Below are 19,845 nucleotides of genomic sequence, written 5' to 3'. Positions count from 1 at the left end.
CTTATCTATCTGTGCCGTAGAAGCGGTCGCCGAAGTCGCCGATACCCGGCAGCATGTAGGCGTTCTCGTTGAGGCGCTCGTCGATGGCCGAGGTGACGATGCGCACTGCCCGGTGGTTGTCCAGCACGGCGTCCAGTCCCTCGGGTACCGCGATGAGGCTGATGAATATGATCTTTTCCTCTGCTACCCCCGCCTCGAGCAGAACCTCTATGGCGGCGCGGGCGGTCCCGCCGGTGGCCAGCATCGGGTCGAGCAGCAGCACATGGCCGTCGCCGATGTTGGGGGGCAGCAGGGAAAGGTACAGGCGCGGCAGTTTGGTCACCTTATCGCGCTGGATGAGCATCTGGCCCAGGCGAATCGTTGGGCAGACGGCCCGCAACTCGGCTTCAATGCTGTTGCCTGCCCGCGCGATCGAAACGGCGCAGACATCGTTGGTCAGGCGCAATCCGCTATAGGTGCGTCCCACCGGCGTCTGCACCTCCCATGGGTCGAAGGGCAGCAAGTTCAGGCCGAACTCGATGAGCAGCCGCATGATGCGGCTGGACACGTGCAGGAAGTCCTCGCGCCGCGCCGCGCGGTCGCGGATCACTGTGTGCAACGACCGCAGATGATTGGTCTGCGGCAGCATGTACACCCGGGTGCCAAGGAGCGTGTCAGTAGAAAATTCCGTCGTAGTTGACATATCGCCAGATCTCCCAAGGATCGAAGGTAACTGTGCGGTAGGCGGTCTGTATGGCCCGCATGACGTCGTGGAAGGTGTCGGCTGTCCAGCTCGGGCTCGCTTCGTCCAGCTCACGCCTGCTGTGCACGCCGTAGGTGACCGCGATCGAACGCATCCCGGCCGCCTTGGCCATCAGCAGGTCATAGGAGGTGTCGCCGACCACCACAGTGCGCCGCGGTGAGATGCATAGCTGGTGGGCGATCTGCAGCGCCGACTCGGGATCGGGTTTGGGCCGGCGCACCTGGTCGGCGCCGACGACGATGTCGAAACATTCGCGCAGGCCAGCCGCTTTTAGCAGCGCATGGGCACTGGCGTAGCGCTTGCTGGTGGCGATGGCGAGGGTGAAGCCGCGCTCGCGCAGCCGGCGCACCCCGGTGGTCACCCCTGGATACACCAGCCGGTGCGCTTGGGGTAGGACGATCTTCGGGTAGAGCTGTCGGTACTGTTCCACTCCGCTGGCCACCAAGGCGTCGTCCATCGGCACGCCGAGCAGTTTGGCGAACGACTGCTCCAGCGGAAGGCCGATGGTGGCACGAATGTCTGCTGCGGATGGCTGTGTGGTACCAAGGACGTCGAAGGCCGCAGCAAAGTTCTCGACGATGGCTGCGGGGGTGTCGACGAGTGTTCCATCGAGGTCGAAGATGACGACAAAGCTCATCGCTGTCCCCTTGCCCGGCGCTGGTTGGCGTGGGCCACGGCGATGCGCCCGGCCAATTCGGCCGTACTGATGAGCACCGACATGTTGGCCTTGCTGGAGCGGCCGCCGGTAGCCCGGTCTACGGCGCGCATGAGGTATTTGGTCAGCGCGTTGCCGCTGACGCCCTCGCGCGTGGCCGCGGCCGTCGCCTCGGTGATCGCTGCGTCGACCTCGCCGCTGTCAATCGCATCCTGCTCCCGGATCGGGCTGGTGATCAGGATGGCGCTCTCGTTGCCGAGCGTCCAGTGCAGCTCTACGGCGCGCGCAATGGTGTCCTCGTCATCTAGGCGATGTGGGCTGCGCAACCCGCTGGAGCGGCAATAGAAGGCAGGGAAATCGTCGAACGCATATGAGATGACCGGCACGCACTGCGTTTCCAGAACCTCCATGGTCAGGCCCAGGTCGAGGATGCTCTTGGCTCCGGCGCAGACGGCCGCGACCTTGGAACGGGTGAGCTGGATGAGGTCTGAGGAGATGTCCATGGTCTTCTCGGCGCCGCGATGCACGCCGCCCATTCCGGCGCTGGCCAGAAACGGGATTCCGGCGAGATGGGCCGCCACCAGGGAGGAGGCGATGGTGGTGGCACCCATCCCGGCGGAGGCGAGGACTATCGGCATGTCCCTGCTGCTTACCTTGGGGATGCCGGGCGTGACGGCGAAACGTTCGATTTCCTGCTCGTTCATTCCGGCGATGATGTGGCCGTCCTGGATGCCGATAGTGGCTGGCACAGCGCCGGAGGCCCGCACCGCGGCCTCCACCTTTCGCGCGGTCGCGGCATTGTCTGGATAGGACAATCCATGGGTGATGACGTTGGACTCCAACGCCACCACCGCGTTACCTGCCGACAGCGCGTCGGCCACTTCGTCACCGAGGCGAAGCGGGATGCCGGGGCGTAGTTCGCTGCGCATGAGCGCCGGCCTAGTAGTTGGGAACCTTGCGCAGCAGGTCCCTGCGGGCAACGATTTCGGGCTGGTAGACCCGGTCGTTCCAGGCGGCCTGCTCCACGGGTTCAAGCGCGATGGAGATGACATTCTCGTCGCAGCCCAAGGCATTTTTGACGGCCTCGGTTATCGCGGCGACCAATTTGGATTCCTGGTTACGGTCAAGCGGTACCGGGAAAAATTTGATATTGACATGTGGCATCGGTTTCTCCTTCTCACTTCTTGAGGAGCTGGGCGATCAACCTGAGCAGCTCGTGGACATCGGGTTCCTTGAGAGTGCTGTAGTGGTCGGCCTCGAGCTCGATGACCCGGGTCGCCGAAAAGTCACAGGTATCCACGAAGTCGCGGTCGTCGCCGCGGGTCTGGAAGATCGTCACAGGTGCCGCCACCCGCCGGTCAGCCATGGCCGCGAAGGATTCCTTGAACCGGTAGGTCTGGCGCACCACGGCCATGATGCGGCGGGTGAGATCCGGGTCCAGATGCGGGAAGGTGCGCACGAAGTACGCGACCTGACTGTCCTCGTCGTGAGGCACGCTGTGGTAGCTACGCAGCGCGGGATCGTCTAGCGTGCCGGCGAAGACGGTGAACAGGATCGTCCGATAAGCCCGCTCGCCTTGCGCCTCAAGCAGTGGCGATCCGGGCGCAATCAGCAGGAGGTGGTCGACCCGCGCGCCGGAGTATTCCAGCTGCCGGGCTGCTTCGAAGGCGACTTGCGCGCCGAAGGAGTACCCGCACAGGGTGTAGGGCCCGCTCGGCTGGTTGCGCCGGATCAGCTCGACGTCGTGGGCGGCCATTTCCTCGACAGTGGGGTAGGCGACTTCGCCCTCGTTGATGCCGTAGGCCTGGATGCCATAGACCGGCCGGTCGGCGTCGAGTCCTGCGGCCAGCCGCCGAAGGTTCATGGTGTAGCCGCCTAGGCCCGGCCAGCAATACAGAGGATTGCCCGATCCGCTGGCACGCAGACGCACCAGCCGGGAGGCGACTACCGGCACCTCCCGGTCTACTTCGGAGGCAAGCTGCTCGATGGTGGACAGGCTGAACAGGATCTGTAGCGGCAGGCGGACCCCGAACTCCCGGTTTATCTGGTTTATCAGTCCGACCGCGACCAGCGAGTCGCCACCGCTGGCGAAAAAGTCGTCGTGCATTGAAGCCACATCGCGTTTGAGGACTCGTTTCCAGATGTCGCTGATGCGCCGCTCTGCATCGGTGCGCGCCTCGACTGGCGGCCGGTCGTCGACGGCGGCGGCAGCAGCGCTGGCCAATGCCCGTAACGTGTGATGGTCGATCTTCCCGTTGGACGTTTGCGGCACCCGGTCGATGATCATAACGCGGTTGGGCATCATGTAGTGGGGCAACAGATTGGCGAGGTCGTCGCGGACCATCTCCGCTGGGCCTTTCATGTGCACGATGTCCTCGTGCATGCCCTCGCTGAACATCTGCTCGTCGGTGACACGCCCGCCGAGGAAGAAGTAGGAAGGACCGCCGGTCCTGCCGCACGCATTGAGAATGCTGGCCATCCTGGTGGCGGTGTGTAGGTCGTGGCCAGTTTTGGAACTGTAGCCGGAGGACATGAAGCCCAGGTTGAGGTCGTTCATTTCCAGCCGCTGCAGCTTGCGCCCCAGGTCCACGTAGCTCATCCAGTCCTGACGCGAGTGGCTGATCAGGGTGATGCCGATGCTGGCACGGTCGTACACCTGCTGGTTGATGGCGATGACATGCTTGCGCTGGATCAGCTCGTCGGAAATGAGGTGCAACTCGCCCTTGCGGTAGAGGTACTGCCCGGCCGGCAGGTCGGCCACCTTGTTCGGATGGGTCTGCACGTAAATGTCAAAGGTATCCTCAGGACGCGGCACGGCATATGGCGCGACTTCGAAGCTGCCGAGATAATGGTCCTCGGCGGCGCAGTCGAGCTTGTCCTTGATGGACGGCATGAACCTCGTCGGGAAGATGTTCAAGCCGTAATCGGGCAGGATCTCCTCGAACAGGCCGACCATGTGGCCGGCCTCGATCTCCAGGACCTCGCGAATGTTGTGCTTGTAAACCGGCTTGATAGCACTCGTCTTGCCGACGAAGTGGAGCTTGAACTTGACGATACCGGTGTGGTTGCGCTTGGCCATCAGGACCAGCCGGTGCTGAACCGGATCGTAGTAGTGCAAGCCGTTTCGGATCCCGGCGAGCCCACGCGCTTCCACATACATCTGCGTGGCATAAAGCGATCCGGGCGACGCATAGGCGTGCTTGGCAAGCAGCCTGTCTTCGCTGTGGAACTGCCCGAAGTACCGCAAGATCTCGCCAATCTCGGTAAAGCGCAGCGTTTCCAACCCGCGTGAGCCGGTGCCGACGCTGCGCTTGGCAAGCAGGTGCCGGATGTCGGCCTCCTTGACTTCGCCGCCGTTGAAGAACCTGTAAGTCTTGCGCGCGAAAGCCTTGCGCCGGTGTGCCTCCGGAGGCGTGCGACCGGGCAGCTCCACAAAAGGCCTGCCTTGCAGGTCCGCCTCGTCTCGGCGGCCAGGGTTGGACAGCTGCGCACGGACTTGAAGCCGACTTCCTTTGGACTGATGGTGCGCGCCGGCGTTGCCCTGGTCCATCAGCGCAGCCTCGTTCGGGTTCAGCTCGATGAAGGCGGTGAGGCTCACCGCTGCTGTGCGTGGGTCCTCGGTGACCGTTACGGCAGCGTGCCGGACCCAGTTGTGTGCTTCGATCGCCAGGCGTACCTCGTCTAGCTCGACTCGGTACCCACGCAGCTTGATCTGGTTGTCGACGCGGCCAGCGAAATGCATCACACCGTCAGATGTGCTGAACGCCAGGTCACCTGTGCGATAGAGCCTGGCGTACAAGGGGTGCGTGGACAGCGGGTTCGGGATGAACCGGCGTGTCGTCAGGTCTGGACGGTTGAGATAGCCGCGCGCGACCTGGATCCCGGAAATGTATAGTTCGCCGATCTCGCCCGCGGCCACCGGGGCCATCGAATCGTCAAGGATGTAGCACTCGGTCAAGTTGACGGGGGTGCCGATCGGTATGGCATCAGGCCCTGACCCGACAGTGAGCGGATCGATGGTGTAGGCGCAGGAGTTGATGGTGCATTCGGTGGGACCGTAGAGGTTGGCCAGCTGGCATCCAGGAAGCATGGCCAGGCAGCGCGTCGCCACGTGTTTGGAGAGAGCCTCACCGCCGCTGAAGACCTGGGTCAGTGATTCGCACTTGGCGAAGTCATCCATCTCCAGCAAGGCCCGCAGGAGGGTGGGCACACATTGCAGGGTGGTGACGCGGTGCTTGCGGACGGATGCGATCAGGGCATCCGGGTCGCGGTGCACCCCTGGTGGGCCCATCACGACAGTGCTTCCACAGGCGGGGGCAAGGATCTCCCACTGCGCCGCGTCGAAGCTCATTGGTGTCTTCTGCAGCACGACCTTTGACTCATCGAGCCCGTACTCGCTGCCGAGCCAATGCATCTGGCTGACGATGCTGCGATGCTCGATCATGACACCTTTGGGTCTTCCGGTACTGCCGGACGTGTAGATGACATAGGCAAGGTGCCGCGCCGACGCGCCACCGCGGACAGTGCCGTGTGGCGTTGAGCGGGCGAACTCATGCGCCTGCCGCAAGGTGACAATCCGCGTGTTTGGCGAAGCTAAAGCGGCGGCCGTGTCGGCGAGTTCCTCCTGTGCGACCACGACTTTGGTCTCGGAGTCGTCGAGCATGTAGCGCAGCCGTTCCTCCGGGTATTCCGGCGACAGGGGAAGGTAGGCGCCTCCGGCGATGAGGATCCCCCAGACACCCACCATCAGGTCCTGCGACGGCTCGACGAAGAGGCCTACCCGGCTGTCACTGGTAACGCCGAGATGGCGCAGATATATGGCCAATTTCGTGCTTTGCTGAACGAGCTCGGCGAAGGTGAGACTTTGCCGGTCGTCAACGACCGCGAGGCTGTGCGGGTGCGTTTGAGCCCGCTCCAATAGCATGTCAGCAAGTGTGGTCACGGCCGTTCCCCGAGCAGTAGAACTAAATCGACGAATATTGTCTGTTATGAATGTTGACACTACTGAGTCGCTTGCCCCGGGAAGAAGAGCCATATACGGATGTGGCGGGGAACCAAACTGTGTATCCGATGCGGAGGGTTTCGGAGGTCCGGGTGCCGCGGGGGCACCCGGATGGTGTGAAGACGGCTATTGGGCCTGGGCCAGGGTGACGCCGAAGCGGCCGGCCGGGTCGGTCCACCAGGCCTGGCTGGCGAAACCGGCCCGCTCCAGCTCCGCGGCGATCCCATGGCGACGGAACTTCGCGGAGATCTCTGTGCGCAGCTCCTCGTCCTCGTCGAAGTGGACTGTCAGGCCAAGGCGGGAGATGTTCACCGTCATCTCTCGCTGCGCGCGCAGCCGCATTTCGATCCATTGCTCGGGCACATTCCATACCGCAACATGGGCGAATGCCTCGACGTCGAAGTCCGCTCCCAGCTCACGGTTGATAACCCGCAGAACGTTGCGGTTGAACTCGGCCGTCACGCCACTGGAGTCGTCATAGGCGTCGATGAGTGTCGGCAACGGCTTGACCAGATCCGTGCCCAGCAGCAGCCACTCACCGTCACGCAGCGTGCCGCGCAGCGCAGTGAGGAACTCCGCCCGCTCGTGCGGCATCAGGTTGCCGATGGTGCCGCCAAGGAAGACCACCAGGCGGTTGGCGCCGTCCGGGATCCGGCCTAGATGTTTGAGGAAATCGCCGACGATGGCATGGACCTGCAGCCACGGAAAGTCCGCCGCGATCGCCTCGGCCGACATCTCAAGCATCGACGCGGACACGTCTATCGGCACGAACCCGCGGAGTGTGCCGTGCCGGCCGAAGGCCTCAAGCAGCAGGCGGGTCTTGTCGGAGGATCCCGACCCGAGCTCGACGACCGTGGTGGCGCTGGTGATGCTGGCGATGTCGTCGGCGTGGGCGCTCAGGATGGCTCGCTCACAACCGGTGGGATAATATTCGGGCAACTTGGTGATCAGCTCGAACAGCTCGCTGCCTGCTTCGTCATAGAACCACTTGGGCGGCAAGGTCTTCGGTTTTGTCGATAGTCCACACTGGACATCGTGGCGGAGGTCGGCGGCCAGATCGGCCTCGGTCAGATAGATATCGAACTTCACAACTCCTCCAAGGTGTATCCGGACGGTTCGGTGGTAAGCAGGTGGTTGTCGGGAATCGAGGTCCACGCCGGATGATCGTCGAAGGGCTCCGACGCAATCACGACCTGACCCGGCAGGCACCGGACGAACAGCGAATGGCCCACGCACGAGGCGTACCCACGTACGCCATCGGTGAGCAGGAAGTTGAGCCGGGAGGCGGGGGCTGCCGCGGCTATTTCGGCTACGGTCGTGATGAGGGCGGCGTCCGGCTGCTCGCCGGAGCGCAACAGATGGCGCACCATGGTCCACGTGAACGCGGAGTCCGTTGGCGCGTCGACGGTGAGCAGGTCGGTGATGGGCAGCCGTTCGGCCAGCTTGGCGATGCTGTCGGGCCACCCGGCGATGAAACCGTTGTGGCTGAAAAGCCAGCCGTCGGATCCAAAGGGCGCACACGCGGCGTCGCCCACCGGCATACCGGGCGTTGCAGAGCGCACAGCGGCGAGGATCGCCGTCGCGACGGTGGCGTTGGCCAGGGCGGGCAGGTTCTCATCACCCCACATAGGGGTGCTGCGGCGGTACCGCACCGGGCCGTCTTGGCCGTACCAGCCAATCCCGAAACCGTCGGCGTTGACTGTACTGTGGCCGCCAGCCAATCGTGGTGCCCACGACTGGCGCAGCAGGCTGTGGCTGGGCTCCAGCACCAACGAGGAAACGCGGGCCGGTTCGCCTAGATACAACAGATGCCGGCACATCAGCGGGCCTCCTCCGGGTGAGGGTCGCGGGCGCAGCGCAGGCCGCTAAAGATCTGCCGGCGGACCGGGTAATCCCAGTTGCGGAACGTGCCCCGGCACGCAGACGAGTCAGTGCCGAAGGAACCGCCGCGCAGGACTCGGTACTCATCGCCGAAGAACACCTCCGAGTACTCGGCGTAGGGAAAGGCACGAAAGCCCGGGTACCCGCCAAAGGAGGAGCTGGTCCACTCCCACACATCCCCTATCAGCTGATGCACCCCGTAGGGCGAGGCGCCCTGTGGGTAAGCGCCCACCGGCGCGGGGGACAGATGACGCTGCCCGAGGTTGGCGTGGGCCGAATCGGGATCGTCGTCCCCCCACGGATACCGCCGTGACCGCCCGGTGCGCGGATCGTGGCGCGCGGCTTTCTCCCACTCGGCTTCGGTGGGCAGGCGTTTGCCCGCCCACGCCGCGTAGGCCTGCGCCTCATACCAGCAGACGTGCACCACCGGCTCGTCGGGCAAAATCGGCTCGCGGCGCCCGAATCTGACATAGGTCCCGTCGCCACACCAATGCATTGGGCCGGTGAGGCCGCCCGTCATGCGATGCTGCCACCCGTCTGCACTCCAGTGACGACTGTCGTCGTAGCCGCCGTCGTCGATGAATTCTTGATACTGGCGGTTGGTCACCGGCGCGCGGTCGATGAAAAAGTCGGCGACAAATACTTCGTGCTCGGGGCGTTCGTTGTCCAGCGCCCAGGGCTCCAGCGAGGTGCCCATAGCGAAGGGGCCGCCTTTGATGAGCACCTCGCCGTTGACCGGGATAGCGCTAGCTGGTGGCGGCGCGGCAGCCAGGACCGGATCCCCCTGGCGCAGTTGATGAGTGGCTAGCATGGTCTCGTCGTGCTGCTGCTCGTGCTGCACGATCATGCCGAAGGCGAAAGCCTGGCGGACCAAGGGCCGGTCATCGAGGCTGACGCGGTCGAGCAGGCGGAGCACTCTGTCGCGGACGGTTCCGACATAACGGCGCGCTTCGTTTGGGCCTAGCAACGGTAGGCTTGGCCGGTCACCGCGCGGGTGCTTGAACGCGTCATAAAGATGGTCGATGTCGGAGCGCACAGGTTCACCTCCGCCGACGTCGCGGACGAGCCACAGCTCCTCCTGGTTGCCCACATGCGCCAGGTCCCAGACCAGCGGGGACATCAAGGGGGAGTGCTGCCGGACCAGATCGTGGTCGTCGACCGATTCGGTCAGGCACAGGCTGCGACGGCGGGCACGCTGAAGTTCAGCGGCTACGTGAGTGCGTACATCAGAACCGGTCATAGAAGGTCGCCTGCCTTCCTGCGCAGCCGCTCGGCGAGCCAGGCGGCGGTGTCCGCGGACAGGTCGGTGTCTGCGATTGCCCTACAGGTCAAGGCAAGCAGTGCGGGCACCACCACGGCGATGGCCGGGTCGGCCAGACCCAGCTGGGCGGCCGATGCCCAACGGCCCGCAGCGGGAGCGGCGATGGCTGCTGCCTCATCCACTGTGGACTCCTGCGCGAACAGGGCCGCCAGCATGGTGGTCGCCAGCATCCAGTCCGTTCCGGGCTGAGCGTCCAGGTATCGCACCTCCAGGTAGCCGCGGGCGCGTACCGGAGCGAAGATGGTACTCAGGTGGTAGTCGAGATCGTCATACGTGGGTTGCGGCCGGATCGCACCGGCGATCCAGTCCGCGAAAGTCACCTTCGGCGGTGCGGTCCAGCAATCATCGGGCCGGCGCAGGCACAGCAGCGGCGTGTGCAGGACCCGCCGGGCCCACGCGGCCACCGGGTCGGCGCTGTCGGCCGGGGGGCAGGTACGGATCGGGTCGGTGCCGTACCAGACCTGCATGCGATGCGAGGCCCACCCCGCGCCGGGTGAATTGGCGAACAGCGCGATCAGGGCCGGCCCCAATATGTGCAAGGCGTTCCACCGTGCAGCTACGCGCTGTTCGGTCCCCGCGTCCAGGCAGACCTGCAAGCCGGCGGTGGAGCACATCATCGTGCGCCCGAACGGGCCGATGCGGTCGAAGGCCTGTTCCATCGCTCGATATCGCGGAGAGTCCAGCATGCGCAGGGGTTCACGCGTGAGATCGCAGGCGTCGTCGCTCATTCGCAGTCCAGCCGCCGCCAGCATCCGTCGAAGGTGCCCGATGTCGACGCAGGTGTCATTGATGAGCTCGGCCAGCGACTCGCTAGGCTGGGTGGAGATCTCGACCTGTCCGCCCGGTTCGATCGTGACCAGGCCACCCCGGGGCAAAGGCTGAGGCCGGGCGTGGGGCCGCAACGAGGTCGGGCAGTGGTCACCAAGTGCGACACGCAGCAGGTTCGCGGTGACTGGCCGCCGGGAATCCTCGCTGCGATGCAGGTTCCACTCGAGTTCGGCACCGATGCGGGTGGGAGGGCCGGTCTTGAAGCACACCTTGACGATGTACCCCTCGGCGTCGGCCAGGCAGGTTACTGGCTCCTCGAACATGGTCAAAGCCTCGTCCTTGAGCATCTTCGCGCTCCGTCTTTCTCAGGGTGTGGTGCCGTCGGCCGGGGCATAGTGGTACTGAGGCCGAGCCGATGACGGCATTTACGGTTTCCGGATGCTTATCCATCGGTTTGATCGTGCGGGCGATGCGCAGCGACTATCGTCCTGGCCCGTTCTCAACGCACCGTTCGACGGTGAGTTCTGCATCGTCAAGGCGCACAGTGCAGTTCTGCGCCACGCCCACCGTGAGTACGAGCTTCTCGTCGCCGTGGCGGGGGAGGCCGTGGTGGAGTCGAAGGTGGAACAAATAATCGTCCACCGGGGCGACGTTGTGCACTTCACTCCGTTCGTAGATCACCGAGTGATCAATGGATCGGACAGGGATTTCGAGATGTTCTCGATGCTGTGGTCGCGTGATCTGTGCGACCGCTTCCTGCGACGGCACCTCGATATGGTGACGCGAGGTGCCGACCGCTGGGCTGGCTGATGGATCAGACCTTGACCGGGGACAGCTGGGGCTTGATGGCGTGCAGTTCCTCGGCGGTGAGGCGTTCCAGCTGCTTGGCTTTGGTCCCCGGACCCCAACCAACAGCATGATCAATCCCGCCCACATGCACCAGGTCATCGGCATGTGCGCCAGGTGGAATTGGTTCACGCGGGCCATGTAGTACCTGGGCAGCTGAAGCAGCACGGCGAAGACAGCGACCGAAATCCCCATCCGGAATAGGAATGGGTGCTCGAAGCAGATGCCGTTGGCGCGCTTGCGACTAAGGCTTTTCCATCTCGACTCGGGTGGCAGAACGTCCTTTGTGGACACTTCTAGTAGCACGGGGACACTCCCTGGCGAATTGGTCGTGCACTTGTTCCAGTGCAGCCAAACGCCTGGGGATCCCTCAAGAACCATTATGCGAGTGGCGGCAAGGCCAATCCGACGGGGCACCTCGGGAGGAATCGCGCAGGCCATCGCTTGCAGTTGTGGTGTTTTTCCCAGGTAGGCGTATGGTCGCCGCTCATGGCGTTCCAGCGCAGGGAGATATGGTGGTCGGCCACGGTGCTGCTCGGCACCGTCGCCTTCCTGCCGATGCCGGCTGCGGGCTATCTCGATGCGCTGATCTGCGCCGGGATTACCGCACTGGTGGCGGTGGCCATCGTTCTGACCTTCCGATGCGACGGCTATGTGAGCTTCGCTGAGTTTGCCCTAGCTGCAACGATAGCCACTGCTGCCAATGCGCTTCCCCTCAGTGTGTACCCGTTGATCGCCCCGGTCCTGATAGCGCTCGCGGGTGGGATCGGGTGGTTATGCCACCGCGCGGTGCAGCGGCTGCGCGACTGGCCGCGTGTGGTGCCGACCCTGTTCGGCATGCTTGTGCTGCAGGTGCTGTTCGCGATACGCGGCTGGCTTCCGGCCGGCCAGCCGGCGCCGCTGACTTCCCCGGCATCGGTGACGGTGTTGGTGGCTGCTTGCTTACCAGGTGTGGTCATGATGGCCTTGGCCTGGCGCACGGGAGGCAAGCACCTGCGGTGCGTCGCGGCTGGTCTATGTTGTGGGCTGGCCGGTGTTGCGGGAGCCGCGCTGTTTGCGGTCGGCCCAGGCCCGCTGAGCGCTGCGGGCGCGCACGACCTTCCGGTCACCGCGATGGCCACGGCGATGGTCGCCGCCGCGTGGGGCTGCTTTGAGGATCTGGGCACCATTGTGTTCGGAGCATTGACCCTCAGTGTGTTGCAGGAAGCCATCGTTCGCTCGTTTTCCGACGTAGGGCCATACCAGCTGGCGCTGCTCCCGCTGCTGAGCATCGCCCTCGTGCTGCGCGGCCGCGTGCGCACAACCCCCGTTGTCCCGCTAGCTAGTTCAGAATTTCAGTCTGCGCCCATCCGGGGGTTGACGCCGATCTGTGTGGCCGCGGTGGCAGTCGCCATCGCCGGCTACCTTTTCCCGCCGGCGACCGAACTGGCTGGTCTGTGTCTGGTGGCTCTGTCGCTGAGGCTGCTGATGGGCTGGGTAGGTCAGGTCACCCTCGGCCAGCTCGGCTTCGCGGCGTTGGGTGGCTGGGTGGCGCTGGCAAGCGGCCTGCCCGTTCCGCTGGCGATGCTTGCTGGGGCGGCGTCAGGTGCTGTGCTTTCGCCGTTAGTCGGTTACCCCGCAATCCGGCATGGCGGTGCTCCGGCGCCGGTGACCAGCATGACGTGGGGGGTGTTCGCCTATACCCTGTTCACCTCGCCCCACCTGCTGGGCTGGCCCCGCCTGTTGTCGCGCCAAGAGGATTTGCTGTCCTCGCAATTGCACGGCAGCTGGAATGCGCTAGTGGCGCTCGCTTTGATCGCGTGTTTCGGGACGGTGGCGATGGTCGCCCGCAGCCGTGCTTGCCAGGTGGCCGTGGCTTCACGCCGCGACAGCGGCATCGCGGCGCGGGAGGGGGTCAACCTGCCCCGCGTTCGGCTGGTGATGCTGGTGCTGACCGGGTTTGTCGCTTCGGCCGGCGGGACGGTACTGGCCCTGGCGCATGGCGGGTTGCTGCCGAACACCTACGCCGCCGAATCCGGCGTCAGGCTGGTGTCAGCAACGGGCGTGGGTGGGATGGAGTCGCTGGCCGGTCCGGTGCTGGGCGTGTCGGTCTTTGGGCTGGTGCTTCTGTTGCTGCCGTTGCCCGCACTGCGGTTCGTGGTCAATGGCGTGCTTGGGCTGCTGGTGATACGTGCCGAGCCCAGTGGCCTTGCGGGTATGCGTCGTCAGTTGACGGGCTCGCTGGCCAAGGCACCGCTACATCGCATGATGCGCCCGATAAGACACCTTTGGGAGTCGTCGTCGTTGTAGCCGATATGCGGTCAGAATCGGATATCTCGTCAGCCGACCAGAACCCCCGCTCACAGGTGGATCTCCTAGACACCTATATGGCATATGTTGAAGTGGGTGAAGGCGATCCCATTGTTTTTCTTCACGGCAACCCGACATCCTCCTACTTGTGGCGCAACATCATCCCGGCGGTCAGCGGCGTCGGCCGGTGCTTGGCGCCCGACCTGATCGGGATGGGCGAGTCGGGTCCGGCGCCCGACGGCAACTACCGCTTCCTGGACCAGGTGCGATACCTGGACGCATGGTTCGATGCGGTGGGAGCGACCGACGACGTGGTTCTCGTGGTGCACGACTGGGGATCGGCATTGGGTTTCTACCGCGCGATGCGTCACCCCGAGCAGATCAAGGGAATCGCATACATGGAGGCGCTCGCGGCGCCCAGGCGGTGGGAGGACTTCCCCCACGGTGTGGACGACGCCTTCCGGGCCATCCGGTCACCAGCAGGTGAAAAGCTTGTGCTGCAGGACAACATCTTTATCGAAGGGATACTTCCCAAGAGCGTCATGCGCCCGCTGGGCGAGCAGGAGATGGCGGCCTACCGGCGCCCGTTCCCGAGCCCGCAGTCAAGATTGCCGATCCTGACGCTGGCTCGCGAACTGCCCATCGAAGGTGAGCCGGCCGAAATGGTCTCAATCGTGGAAAGTTACGGCGAGTGGCTGTCGCGGTCGCAAGTGCCCAAGCTGTTTGTCAGCGCCGAGCCTGGCGTGCTGCTCACCGGAAGCGCGCGCGACTTCTGCCGCACTTTCCCTAACCAGAAGGAGATTTCGGTACCGGGAATCCACTACTTGCAAGAGGACTCTCCCGAGGAGATCGGCCTGGCGCTGCACGCATTCGTCGCCGATCTGTGATCGGCAAATGATAGCGGCAGCATTGGCACTGTGCCCGCTCGCCATTTGGCCCTAGGGACTGATCGTCCCTCGCCCATATTTTCAACTGCGTGACTATCAGTTCTCGTTTCAATCGCCGTAGCGTGCTTGGCATGCTCGGTGGGGCGGGCGTCGCCGGTGCCCTTTCGGCCTGCGGCAACAGCCTCACCACGGCGGACAACTCGGGTGACGGCCGCCGCTCCATCAAGGTTGGGCTGGTCATCCCGCAGGCCGGTGTATACACCGCGCTGGGCATCGATATGAAGCGCGGCTGGGATCTATGGCTGGAGCGCCACGGGGGCAAGTTCGGCGACTACACAGTCACGACGGTCACGGCCGACGAAGGGGAGACACCGCAGACAGGTGTCCCCGCGGTCCAGAAGCTGCTGCAGTCCGACCAGGTCGACGTCCTGGTCGGCATCGTCAGCTCCGCCACCGCATTGGGCGTTAAGGACATGGTCAGCGCCGCGAAGAAGCTGCTGATCGTCTCCAACGCCGGTGCGGGCAGCATCACCGGTCCGGGACGCAGCCCTTATATCTGGCGCACGTCCTTCACCAATGCGCAGGTGGCTGGTGCCATGGGCCGCTATCTGTCCACAACGGACATCAAAACCGCATACGCCATCGCGCCCGACTATGCTGCCGGGGCGGAGGCCATCGAGGGTTTCACCAAGGAGTTCACCCGCGGCGGGGGAACGGTCGTCGGGCAGGACAAGCCGCCCTTCGGCAAGACGCAGGACTACCAGCCGTATCTGAGCCGGATACAGGCCTCCCGCGCGCAGGCGACCTTCTGCTTCTTCGGCGGCGCGGAGTCGGTCGCCTTCGTCAAGCAGTACGCACAGTTCGGATTGAGCGCCAAGATACCGATCTACGCCTCCGGGTTCCTCACCGAAGGTGGTGTCCTGGCGGCTCAAGGAGACGCGGCGCTGGGCGTCAAGTCGGCCCTGCACTACACCTCCGAGCTGGACAACCGGGCCAACAACGAGTTCCGTAACGCGTATCAGGCACGCTACGACGCCGTGCCCAACTGCTACGCGGTGGCGACCTGGGACGCCGCAGCCGTGCTGCACCGGGCATTGAAGTCGCCGATCGCTCTCGACGGCGACAGCCTGGTGACCGCGCTTTCCTCGCTAGGGCCGATAGAGGACAGCCCGCGTGGCGCGTGGTCGTTCGACGGCCAATCGCCCCAGCAGGAGTTCTACTTGCGAACGGTGGAGCGGCACGGATCATCGCTGGTGAACGCGGTCACGGGCCAACTTGGCCGCTTCGGGCAGAGCACATAGGCCAGGGGCGGTCATGCCTGAGTGGGTTCCCGTCGCGATGACGGCCACCATCAATGGACTGGCGATCGGGCTGCTGCTGTTCGTCAGCGCGGTCGGCCTGACCCTGATCTTCGGCATGATGGATGTGCTGAACCTTGCGCACGGTGGGCTCTTTCTCATCGGCGCGTATCTGGTCGCGGAAAGTCCGACGTGGACGACGTTCGCCGTGGGCCTAGCCGCGGCGACCACCATCGGGGCAGTGGCAGGCGGTGCCCTTTCGCTGGCCACTGCTCCCCTTGCTCGGCGCCCCCATCTCGACCAGGCCCTGCTGACGCTGGGCATTGCGCTTGTTATCGCCGAGGTGCTGTCCGCGTTGTACGGCGACGACGTTCGCCCAGCGAATCCACCGCCGGGATTGGACGGCGCGGTACCGATTCTCGGCCATCAGTACCCCACCTACCGCCTGGCTGTCATCGGCGTAGGTGTGGTGCTTGCGCTCGTCTTCTACTGGATGGTCGAGCGGACGAAGCTGGGCGCCTTGTTCCGCGCCTCAGTCGCGGATCGCGACATGGTGGCTGCCATCGGCATAGACGTGCGGTTCGTTCGCGTTGGTGTGTTGGTGGTCGGTTCCGCACTGGCCGCCGTGGCCGGGTTTCTCGGCGGCCCGATCTACAACGCCCGGCCCGGGCTGGACAGCACGATTCTGGTGCTGGCGTTGGTGGTCGTCGTCATCGGCGGCCTGGGATCGGTCAGAGGGGTGCTTCTGGCCTCGCTTCTAGTGGGACAGATCGAGTCCACGGGGCGTGCGCTGCTGCCCAGCCTTGCCTCTTTCCTGCTCTTCGGTGCCCTCGCGGTGACCATCGCCGTCAAACCCAAGGGACTGCTGAGATGATCGGACGCTTGCGGCAGCGAACCATGCGATTGGGACAGGAACGGCCAGCGAGCGAGGCCCTGGCATGAGCGCCGTGCCCGCCGGGTTGGGATACGCGCGGGTGAGCCTGCGCTCAGGGGCGCTGGCCGCCGCCATCGCCGTGACGCTCGTGGCCGCGCCCTTCTACCTGGCCCCATACGCCACCACCACGCTGACGCGGATGCTTGTGTTTGGGCTGTTCGCGGCGAGCCTGGACCTGCTGGTAGGACTCATAGGTTTGCCTTCGCTCGGTCACGCCGCCTATCTGGGAATCGGCGCCTACACCGCCGGATGGCTTGCTCTGCATGGGCTGACATCGCCGTTGGCACTGTTGCTGGCCGCGTCGGCCAGCGCCCTGGCAGGGCTGGGCGCGGGCTGGATAAGCGTTCGTTCATCGGGAATCTTCTTCCTCATTCTCACCCTCGCTATTGGCGAGATCGCCGAGCAGATCGCCCAGAGCTGGACCGCGGTAACCGGTGGATCCAATGGGCTGTACGGAATTCCGGCTGCGACCGTAGGACCGTTGACCGCCTCGGATGTCGCTTCGCTCTACTATTACGTGCTGGGCGGGTTCGGTGTTGGAATGGCGATGCTGTGGTCGGTTTCGGCTTCGCCGTTGGGCGCCGCGTTGCGTGGAATCCGGGACAACAAAACCCGCATGCGTGCCCTCGGTTACGAGAGCACACGATACGAACTATTCGCATTCGTGCTAGCAGCTGCTGTGGCCGGCTTCGCCGGTGGTCTGCTGGCCGCGCAGCAACGCCTGGTTACCCCCTCAGATCTGGGCTTCACCACGTCGGCCCTGGCACTTTTCGCGGTGGTGATCGGGGGAAGCGGACGGCTGTGGGCCGCTTGCCTGGGCGCCGCTCTGATCATCGGGGTCCGTGACGTCGCCGGGCTGACTGTGAACGGGCATGGGCCACTGCTTCTGGGCCTGCTGTTCATCGCCGCCGTCTATTTGATGCCGCATGGCATCGCTGGGCTGCCGAGGAGACGAAAATGAACGAGTTGTTGCGCTGCCAGGGTCTCAGCCGCACGTTCGGTGCGGTGCGCGCGGTGTGCGATGTGGATTTGAGTGTGTCCGCCGGCTCCCGCCACGCGCTTATCGGCCCAAACGGCGCAGGCAAGACCACGCTGTTGCGCCTGATCGGGGGTTCTGTCGCGGCCACCTCGGGCAGGGTGTGGTTCGGCGGAGCCGATGTCACGGCGTGGTCGCAGCCCAGGCGGGCGCAGGCCGGCGTCGGTCAGACCTTCCAGCACTCGACGCTGTTCCCGACGCTGAGTGTGGCGCAAAATGTCAGCCTTGCGCTGCAACGTTCGCGGGCCACGCCGTGGTGGCCTCTGCCACGCAAGCCGATCTGGTCGGCGCAGGCCGACGAATCGCTGCGTGCCCTGGGCTTGGCGGAGCACGCACACCGGCCGGTGCGGTCACTGTCCTACGGCGAGTGCCGCCGGCTGGAGGTGGCAGTGGCCATGGTGCGCCGGCCGTCGCTGCTTCTGCTCGACGAGCCGGCGGCGGGCATGTCGGCAGCCGAGAGCGTGTTGCTCACCCGAACTCTGCGCGCGTTGCCGATGGAGGTGACGGTGCTGTTCGTGGAGCATGACCTGGACCTGGTGTTCGACCTGGCGACCCGGATCTCAGTGCTGCATCTAGGAACTGTCCTGGCCACCGGCACCCCGTCGCAGATACGCGAAAACCCGATGGTCCAGCAGGCATATCTTGGCTCGCAAGCGAAGGAGCAGCGGCATGTTGCTCGTGCATGACCTGCACAGTGGGTACGGCTCAGGAACAGTACTGCACGGCCTGTCCCTACAGGTGCGCACCGGGCAGGCGCTGGCGGTGCTGGGGCGAAACGGCGTGGGAAAGACGACGTTGCTGTCGACGTTGATGGGCCTGGTGCGGCCGCGGCGGGGAAGCATCCGCCTTGACGGCTGCGAGCTGGCCGGGCGTCGCCCGGACCAGGTCTCGCGTGCCGGCATTGCCCTGGTGCCGCAGGGCCGGAGGATCTGGCCCACGGTCACAGTGCACGAGCATGTGCGGTTGGCTGTGCGGGGCCAGAGCTGGCCGATTCAGCGGCTCTATGAGCTCTTCCCCAATCTGGCCCACCGCCGCCACCAACCGGCCGGCAATCTCTCCGGTGGTGAACAGCAGATGCTGGCCATCTGCCGGGCGCTGGCGACCGGGCCGTCGCTGATCCTGCTCGACGAGCCCTCTGAGGGACTGGCTCCGGGGATCGTGTCGCACCTGGCGACGGCGATCACCGAGATGGTCCAAAGTGGACTCTCTGTTGTCATCGTTGAGCATGATCTGCGACTGGCGTATGCGGTCGCCAGCGATGTGGCTGTGATGGTCCGGGGAACGGTGGTTCACACCGCAGCCGTGGACGAATTCCGAAATGACCACCGCCGGGCGCATCAGCTTCTCGGGTTGGAGGCCTAGGGCTGGCCACCGGGTCGTGTGCGCTGCCAAAGAGCTGACAGCTGGTCGGGTGAAACGTTGAGTGGCGAGAGGTGAAACACCTCCTGCAGGGTAGTGGCCAAATCGGACTGAGTATTGAGGCGCTTGTTTACCACCGTGCGGTCGCCGCGTTGGGTCAGCCGGCGGCCGACCAGCGTGTCGATCTGGCAGGCGCAGCGGCGCATGACGACGAGGTTACGGACGAAGGTGGACTCCGACGCCGTCGAGAGCTCCTTGTGCGACAATGCGAAATCCTCTGCCTCGGCGGCGGAGTTTTCCCAATCCATGACGTTGAAGGAGCCGTCGACGTCGTGCTCGAAACGCCACCCGTTCACGGTGGGCAACAGCTTGAACATGAACGGCCCCTGGCGGAATGAGCTAGGTTCGAGTGGCACGGGTGAGTGAAGGGCGTCGCCCAGGCCGACGTCGATGAACCAATGGCGTCCGTCGACGTTGACCGTGAGGGCGAGGTGGTTGGGAAAGTCCACGCCGGTGGCAGGCCGGGTGGATTTCTTCACCTGACCCCGGTGGATGGTTACCTGATACCCAAGGCTGGCCAACAGCGCCGAGAAGGCGCCGTTGAGGTGGAAACAGTAGCCTCCTCGGCCACCGGCGATCCGGATCGCGGACTCGACCGGATGCACCGTTGTGGGCAGCCCCAGTTGAATGTCGAGGTTTTCGTAGGCGACGAGTTCGACGTGGCGACGATGGAGCAGATTGAGCGCTTCGATGGTGGGCTGCGGCGGCCGATCGACGCCGAGACGGTGCAGATACTGGCCGGTCAGCGCCGATGTGAGCTGGATCAT

The 19,845-nt window shown here is 64.7% G+C and carries 18 protein-coding genes; 8 read left to right on the top strand and 10 right to left on the bottom strand.

The genetic code is table 11. From position 1 onward, the window contains the following. Nucleotide 1: 1 nt before the first annotated feature. The 9 genes from upp to Rhe02_RS16055 form a co-directional block, all read right to left on the bottom strand. Entirely contained in the window at nucleotides 2–682 is a 681-nt protein-coding gene (gene upp, locus Rhe02_RS16095) for a uracil phosphoribosyltransferase (protein WP_203909044.1), read from the bottom strand. After that, nucleotides 654–1,379 (bottom strand): HAD family hydrolase, encoded by a 726-nt coding sequence (locus Rhe02_RS16090; RefSeq protein WP_203909043.1) that lies wholly within the window; start codon nucleotides 1,377–1,379, stop codon nucleotides 654–656. The genes upp and Rhe02_RS16090 overlap by 29 nt, the downstream gene beginning before the upstream one ends. Then, on the bottom strand, nucleotides 1,376–2,326 hold the full coding sequence (locus Rhe02_RS16085) for a pseudouridine-5'-phosphate glycosidase (RefSeq protein WP_203909042.1): 951 nt from the start codon (nucleotides 2,324–2,326) through the stop codon (nucleotides 1,376–1,378). The genes Rhe02_RS16090 and Rhe02_RS16085 overlap by 4 nt, the downstream gene beginning before the upstream one ends. 10 nt (nucleotides 2,327–2,336) lie before the next feature. Beyond that, nucleotides 2,337–2,561, bottom strand: a complete 225-nt coding sequence (locus Rhe02_RS16080) for a tautomerase family protein (protein ID WP_203909041.1) — start codon at nucleotides 2,559–2,561, stop codon at nucleotides 2,337–2,339. A 13-nt stretch (nucleotides 2,562–2,574) separates the two neighbouring features. Then, the gene (locus Rhe02_RS16075) at nucleotides 2,575–6,339 is read right to left on the bottom strand and encodes an amino acid adenylation domain-containing protein (protein WP_203909040.1); all 3,765 of its coding nucleotides are present in this window, start codon (nucleotides 6,337–6,339) and stop codon (nucleotides 2,575–2,577) included. Between the two features lie 186 nt (nucleotides 6,340–6,525). After that, a complete protein-coding gene (gene egtD / locus Rhe02_RS16070; RefSeq protein ID WP_203909039.1) occupies nucleotides 6,526–7,488 on the bottom strand; it encodes an L-histidine N(alpha)-methyltransferase in 963 nt (320 codons plus the stop codon). Beyond that, nucleotides 7,485–8,219 (bottom strand): ergothioneine biosynthesis protein EgtC, encoded by a 735-nt coding sequence (gene egtC / locus Rhe02_RS16065; protein ID WP_203909038.1) that lies wholly within the window; start codon nucleotides 8,217–8,219, stop codon nucleotides 7,485–7,487. Before egtC ends, egtD begins: the two co-directional genes overlap by 4 nt. Continuing rightward, complete coding sequence (gene egtB, locus Rhe02_RS16060; RefSeq protein WP_203909136.1) at nucleotides 8,219–9,520, bottom strand: ergothioneine biosynthesis protein EgtB; 1,302 nt, start codon at nucleotides 9,518–9,520, stop codon at nucleotides 8,219–8,221. Before egtB ends, egtC begins: the two co-directional genes overlap by 1 nt. Next, on the bottom strand, nucleotides 9,517–10,716 hold the full coding sequence (locus Rhe02_RS16055; protein ID WP_239123857.1) for a glutamate-cysteine ligase family protein: 1,200 nt from the start codon (nucleotides 10,714–10,716) through the stop codon (nucleotides 9,517–9,519). The genes egtB and Rhe02_RS16055 overlap by 4 nt, the downstream gene beginning before the upstream one ends. 91 nt (nucleotides 10,717–10,807) lie before the next feature. On the opposite strand from Rhe02_RS16055, the gene Rhe02_RS16050 reads away from it, so the two are divergent. From Rhe02_RS16050 to Rhe02_RS16015, 8 genes are all read left to right on the top strand, one after another. Beyond that, complete coding sequence (locus tag Rhe02_RS16050; protein WP_203909037.1) at nucleotides 10,808–11,179, top strand: cupin domain-containing protein; 372 nt, start codon at nucleotides 10,808–10,810, stop codon at nucleotides 11,177–11,179. A 525-nt stretch (nucleotides 11,180–11,704) separates the two neighbouring features. After that, nucleotides 11,705–13,504 (top strand): branched-chain amino acid ABC transporter permease, encoded by a 1,800-nt coding sequence (locus tag Rhe02_RS16045; RefSeq protein WP_203909036.1) that lies wholly within the window; start codon nucleotides 11,705–11,707, stop codon nucleotides 13,502–13,504. Between the two features lie 5 nt (nucleotides 13,505–13,509). Beyond that, complete coding sequence (locus Rhe02_RS16040; RefSeq protein WP_203909035.1) at nucleotides 13,510–14,391, top strand: haloalkane dehalogenase; 882 nt, start codon at nucleotides 13,510–13,512, stop codon at nucleotides 14,389–14,391. Between the two features lie 89 nt (nucleotides 14,392–14,480). Further along, nucleotides 14,481–15,692, top strand: a complete 1,212-nt coding sequence (locus Rhe02_RS16035) for an ABC transporter substrate-binding protein (protein ID WP_203909034.1) — start codon at nucleotides 14,481–14,483, stop codon at nucleotides 15,690–15,692. Between the two features lie 13 nt (nucleotides 15,693–15,705). Further along, the gene (locus Rhe02_RS16030) at nucleotides 15,706–16,563 is read left to right on the top strand and encodes a branched-chain amino acid ABC transporter permease (protein ID WP_203909033.1); all 858 of its coding nucleotides are present in this window, start codon (nucleotides 15,706–15,708) and stop codon (nucleotides 16,561–16,563) included. Nucleotides 16,564–16,627: 64 nt separating this feature from the next. After that, the gene (locus Rhe02_RS16025) at nucleotides 16,628–17,584 is read left to right on the top strand and encodes a branched-chain amino acid ABC transporter permease (protein WP_203909032.1); all 957 of its coding nucleotides are present in this window, start codon (nucleotides 16,628–16,630) and stop codon (nucleotides 17,582–17,584) included. Beyond that, entirely contained in the window at nucleotides 17,581–18,345 is a 765-nt protein-coding gene (locus Rhe02_RS16020) for an ABC transporter ATP-binding protein (RefSeq protein ID WP_203909031.1), read from the top strand. The genes Rhe02_RS16025 and Rhe02_RS16020 overlap by 4 nt, the downstream gene beginning before the upstream one ends. Beyond that, entirely contained in the window at nucleotides 18,329–19,021 is a 693-nt protein-coding gene (locus tag Rhe02_RS16015) for an ABC transporter ATP-binding protein (RefSeq protein ID WP_203909030.1), read from the top strand. The genes Rhe02_RS16020 and Rhe02_RS16015 overlap by 17 nt, the downstream gene beginning before the upstream one ends. Here Rhe02_RS16015 and Rhe02_RS16010 read toward each other — a convergent pair. Next, a complete protein-coding gene (locus Rhe02_RS16010; RefSeq protein ID WP_203909029.1) occupies nucleotides 19,018–19,845 on the bottom strand; it encodes an arylamine N-acetyltransferase family protein in 828 nt (275 codons plus the stop codon). The two genes, Rhe02_RS16015 and Rhe02_RS16010, sit on opposite strands and share 4 nt — an antisense overlap.

It is taken from the genome of Rhizocola hellebori (genome assembly GCF_016862955.1).
GTDB lineage: Bacteria > Actinomycetota > Actinomycetes > Mycobacteriales > Micromonosporaceae > Rhizocola > Rhizocola hellebori.
The sequence above is the reverse complement of the archived record's forward strand: the minus strand, read 5'-3'. Positions and strand labels throughout refer to the sequence as shown.

Bases quoted from the DNA above. Each gene is read 5' to 3' on its own strand.
- Rhe02_RS16015 (WP_203909030.1), top strand. From the start codon at position 18,329: ATGTTGCTCGTGCATGACCTGCACAGTGGGTACGGCTCAGGAACAGTA.
- Rhe02_RS16025 (WP_203909032.1), top strand. From the start codon at position 16,628: ATGAGCGCCGTGCCCGCCGGGTTGGGATACGCGCGGGTGAGCCTGCGC.
- Rhe02_RS16045 (WP_203909036.1), top strand. From the start codon at position 11,705: ATGGCGTTCCAGCGCAGGGAGATATGGTGGTCGGCCACGGTGCTGCTC.
- Rhe02_RS16055 (WP_239123857.1), bottom strand. From the start codon at position 10,716: ATGCTCAAGGACGAGGCTTTGACCATGTTCGAGGAGCCAGTAACCTGC.
- Rhe02_RS16090 (WP_203909043.1), bottom strand. From the start codon at position 1,379: ATGAGCTTTGTCGTCATCTTCGACCTCGATGGAACACTCGTCGACACC.
- Rhe02_RS16030 (WP_203909033.1), top strand. From the start codon at position 15,706: ATGCCTGAGTGGGTTCCCGTCGCGATGACGGCCACCATCAATGGACTG.
- egtC (WP_203909038.1), bottom strand. From the start codon at position 8,219: ATGTGCCGGCATCTGTTGTATCTAGGCGAACCGGCCCGCGTTTCCTCG.
- Rhe02_RS16080 (WP_203909041.1), bottom strand. From the start codon at position 2,561: ATGCCACATGTCAATATCAAATTTTTCCCGGTACCGCTTGACCGTAAC.
- upp (WP_203909044.1), bottom strand. From the start codon at position 682: ATGTCAACTACGACGGAATTTTCTACTGACACGCTCCTTGGCACCCGG.
- Rhe02_RS16085 (WP_203909042.1), bottom strand. From the start codon at position 2,326: ATGCGCAGCGAACTACGCCCCGGCATCCCGCTTCGCCTCGGTGACGAA.
- egtB (WP_203909136.1), bottom strand. From the start codon at position 9,520: ATGACCGGTTCTGATGTACGCACTCACGTAGCCGCTGAACTTCAGCGT.
- Rhe02_RS16040 (WP_203909035.1), top strand. From the start codon at position 13,510: ATGCGGTCAGAATCGGATATCTCGTCAGCCGACCAGAACCCCCGCTCA.
- Rhe02_RS16020 (WP_203909031.1), top strand. From the start codon at position 17,581: ATGAACGAGTTGTTGCGCTGCCAGGGTCTCAGCCGCACGTTCGGTGCG.
- Rhe02_RS16010 (WP_203909029.1), bottom strand. From the start codon at position 19,845: ATGATCCAGCTCACATCGGCGCTGACCGGCCAGTATCTGCACCGTCTC.
- Rhe02_RS16050 (WP_203909037.1), top strand. From the start codon at position 10,808: ATGCTTATCCATCGGTTTGATCGTGCGGGCGATGCGCAGCGACTATCG.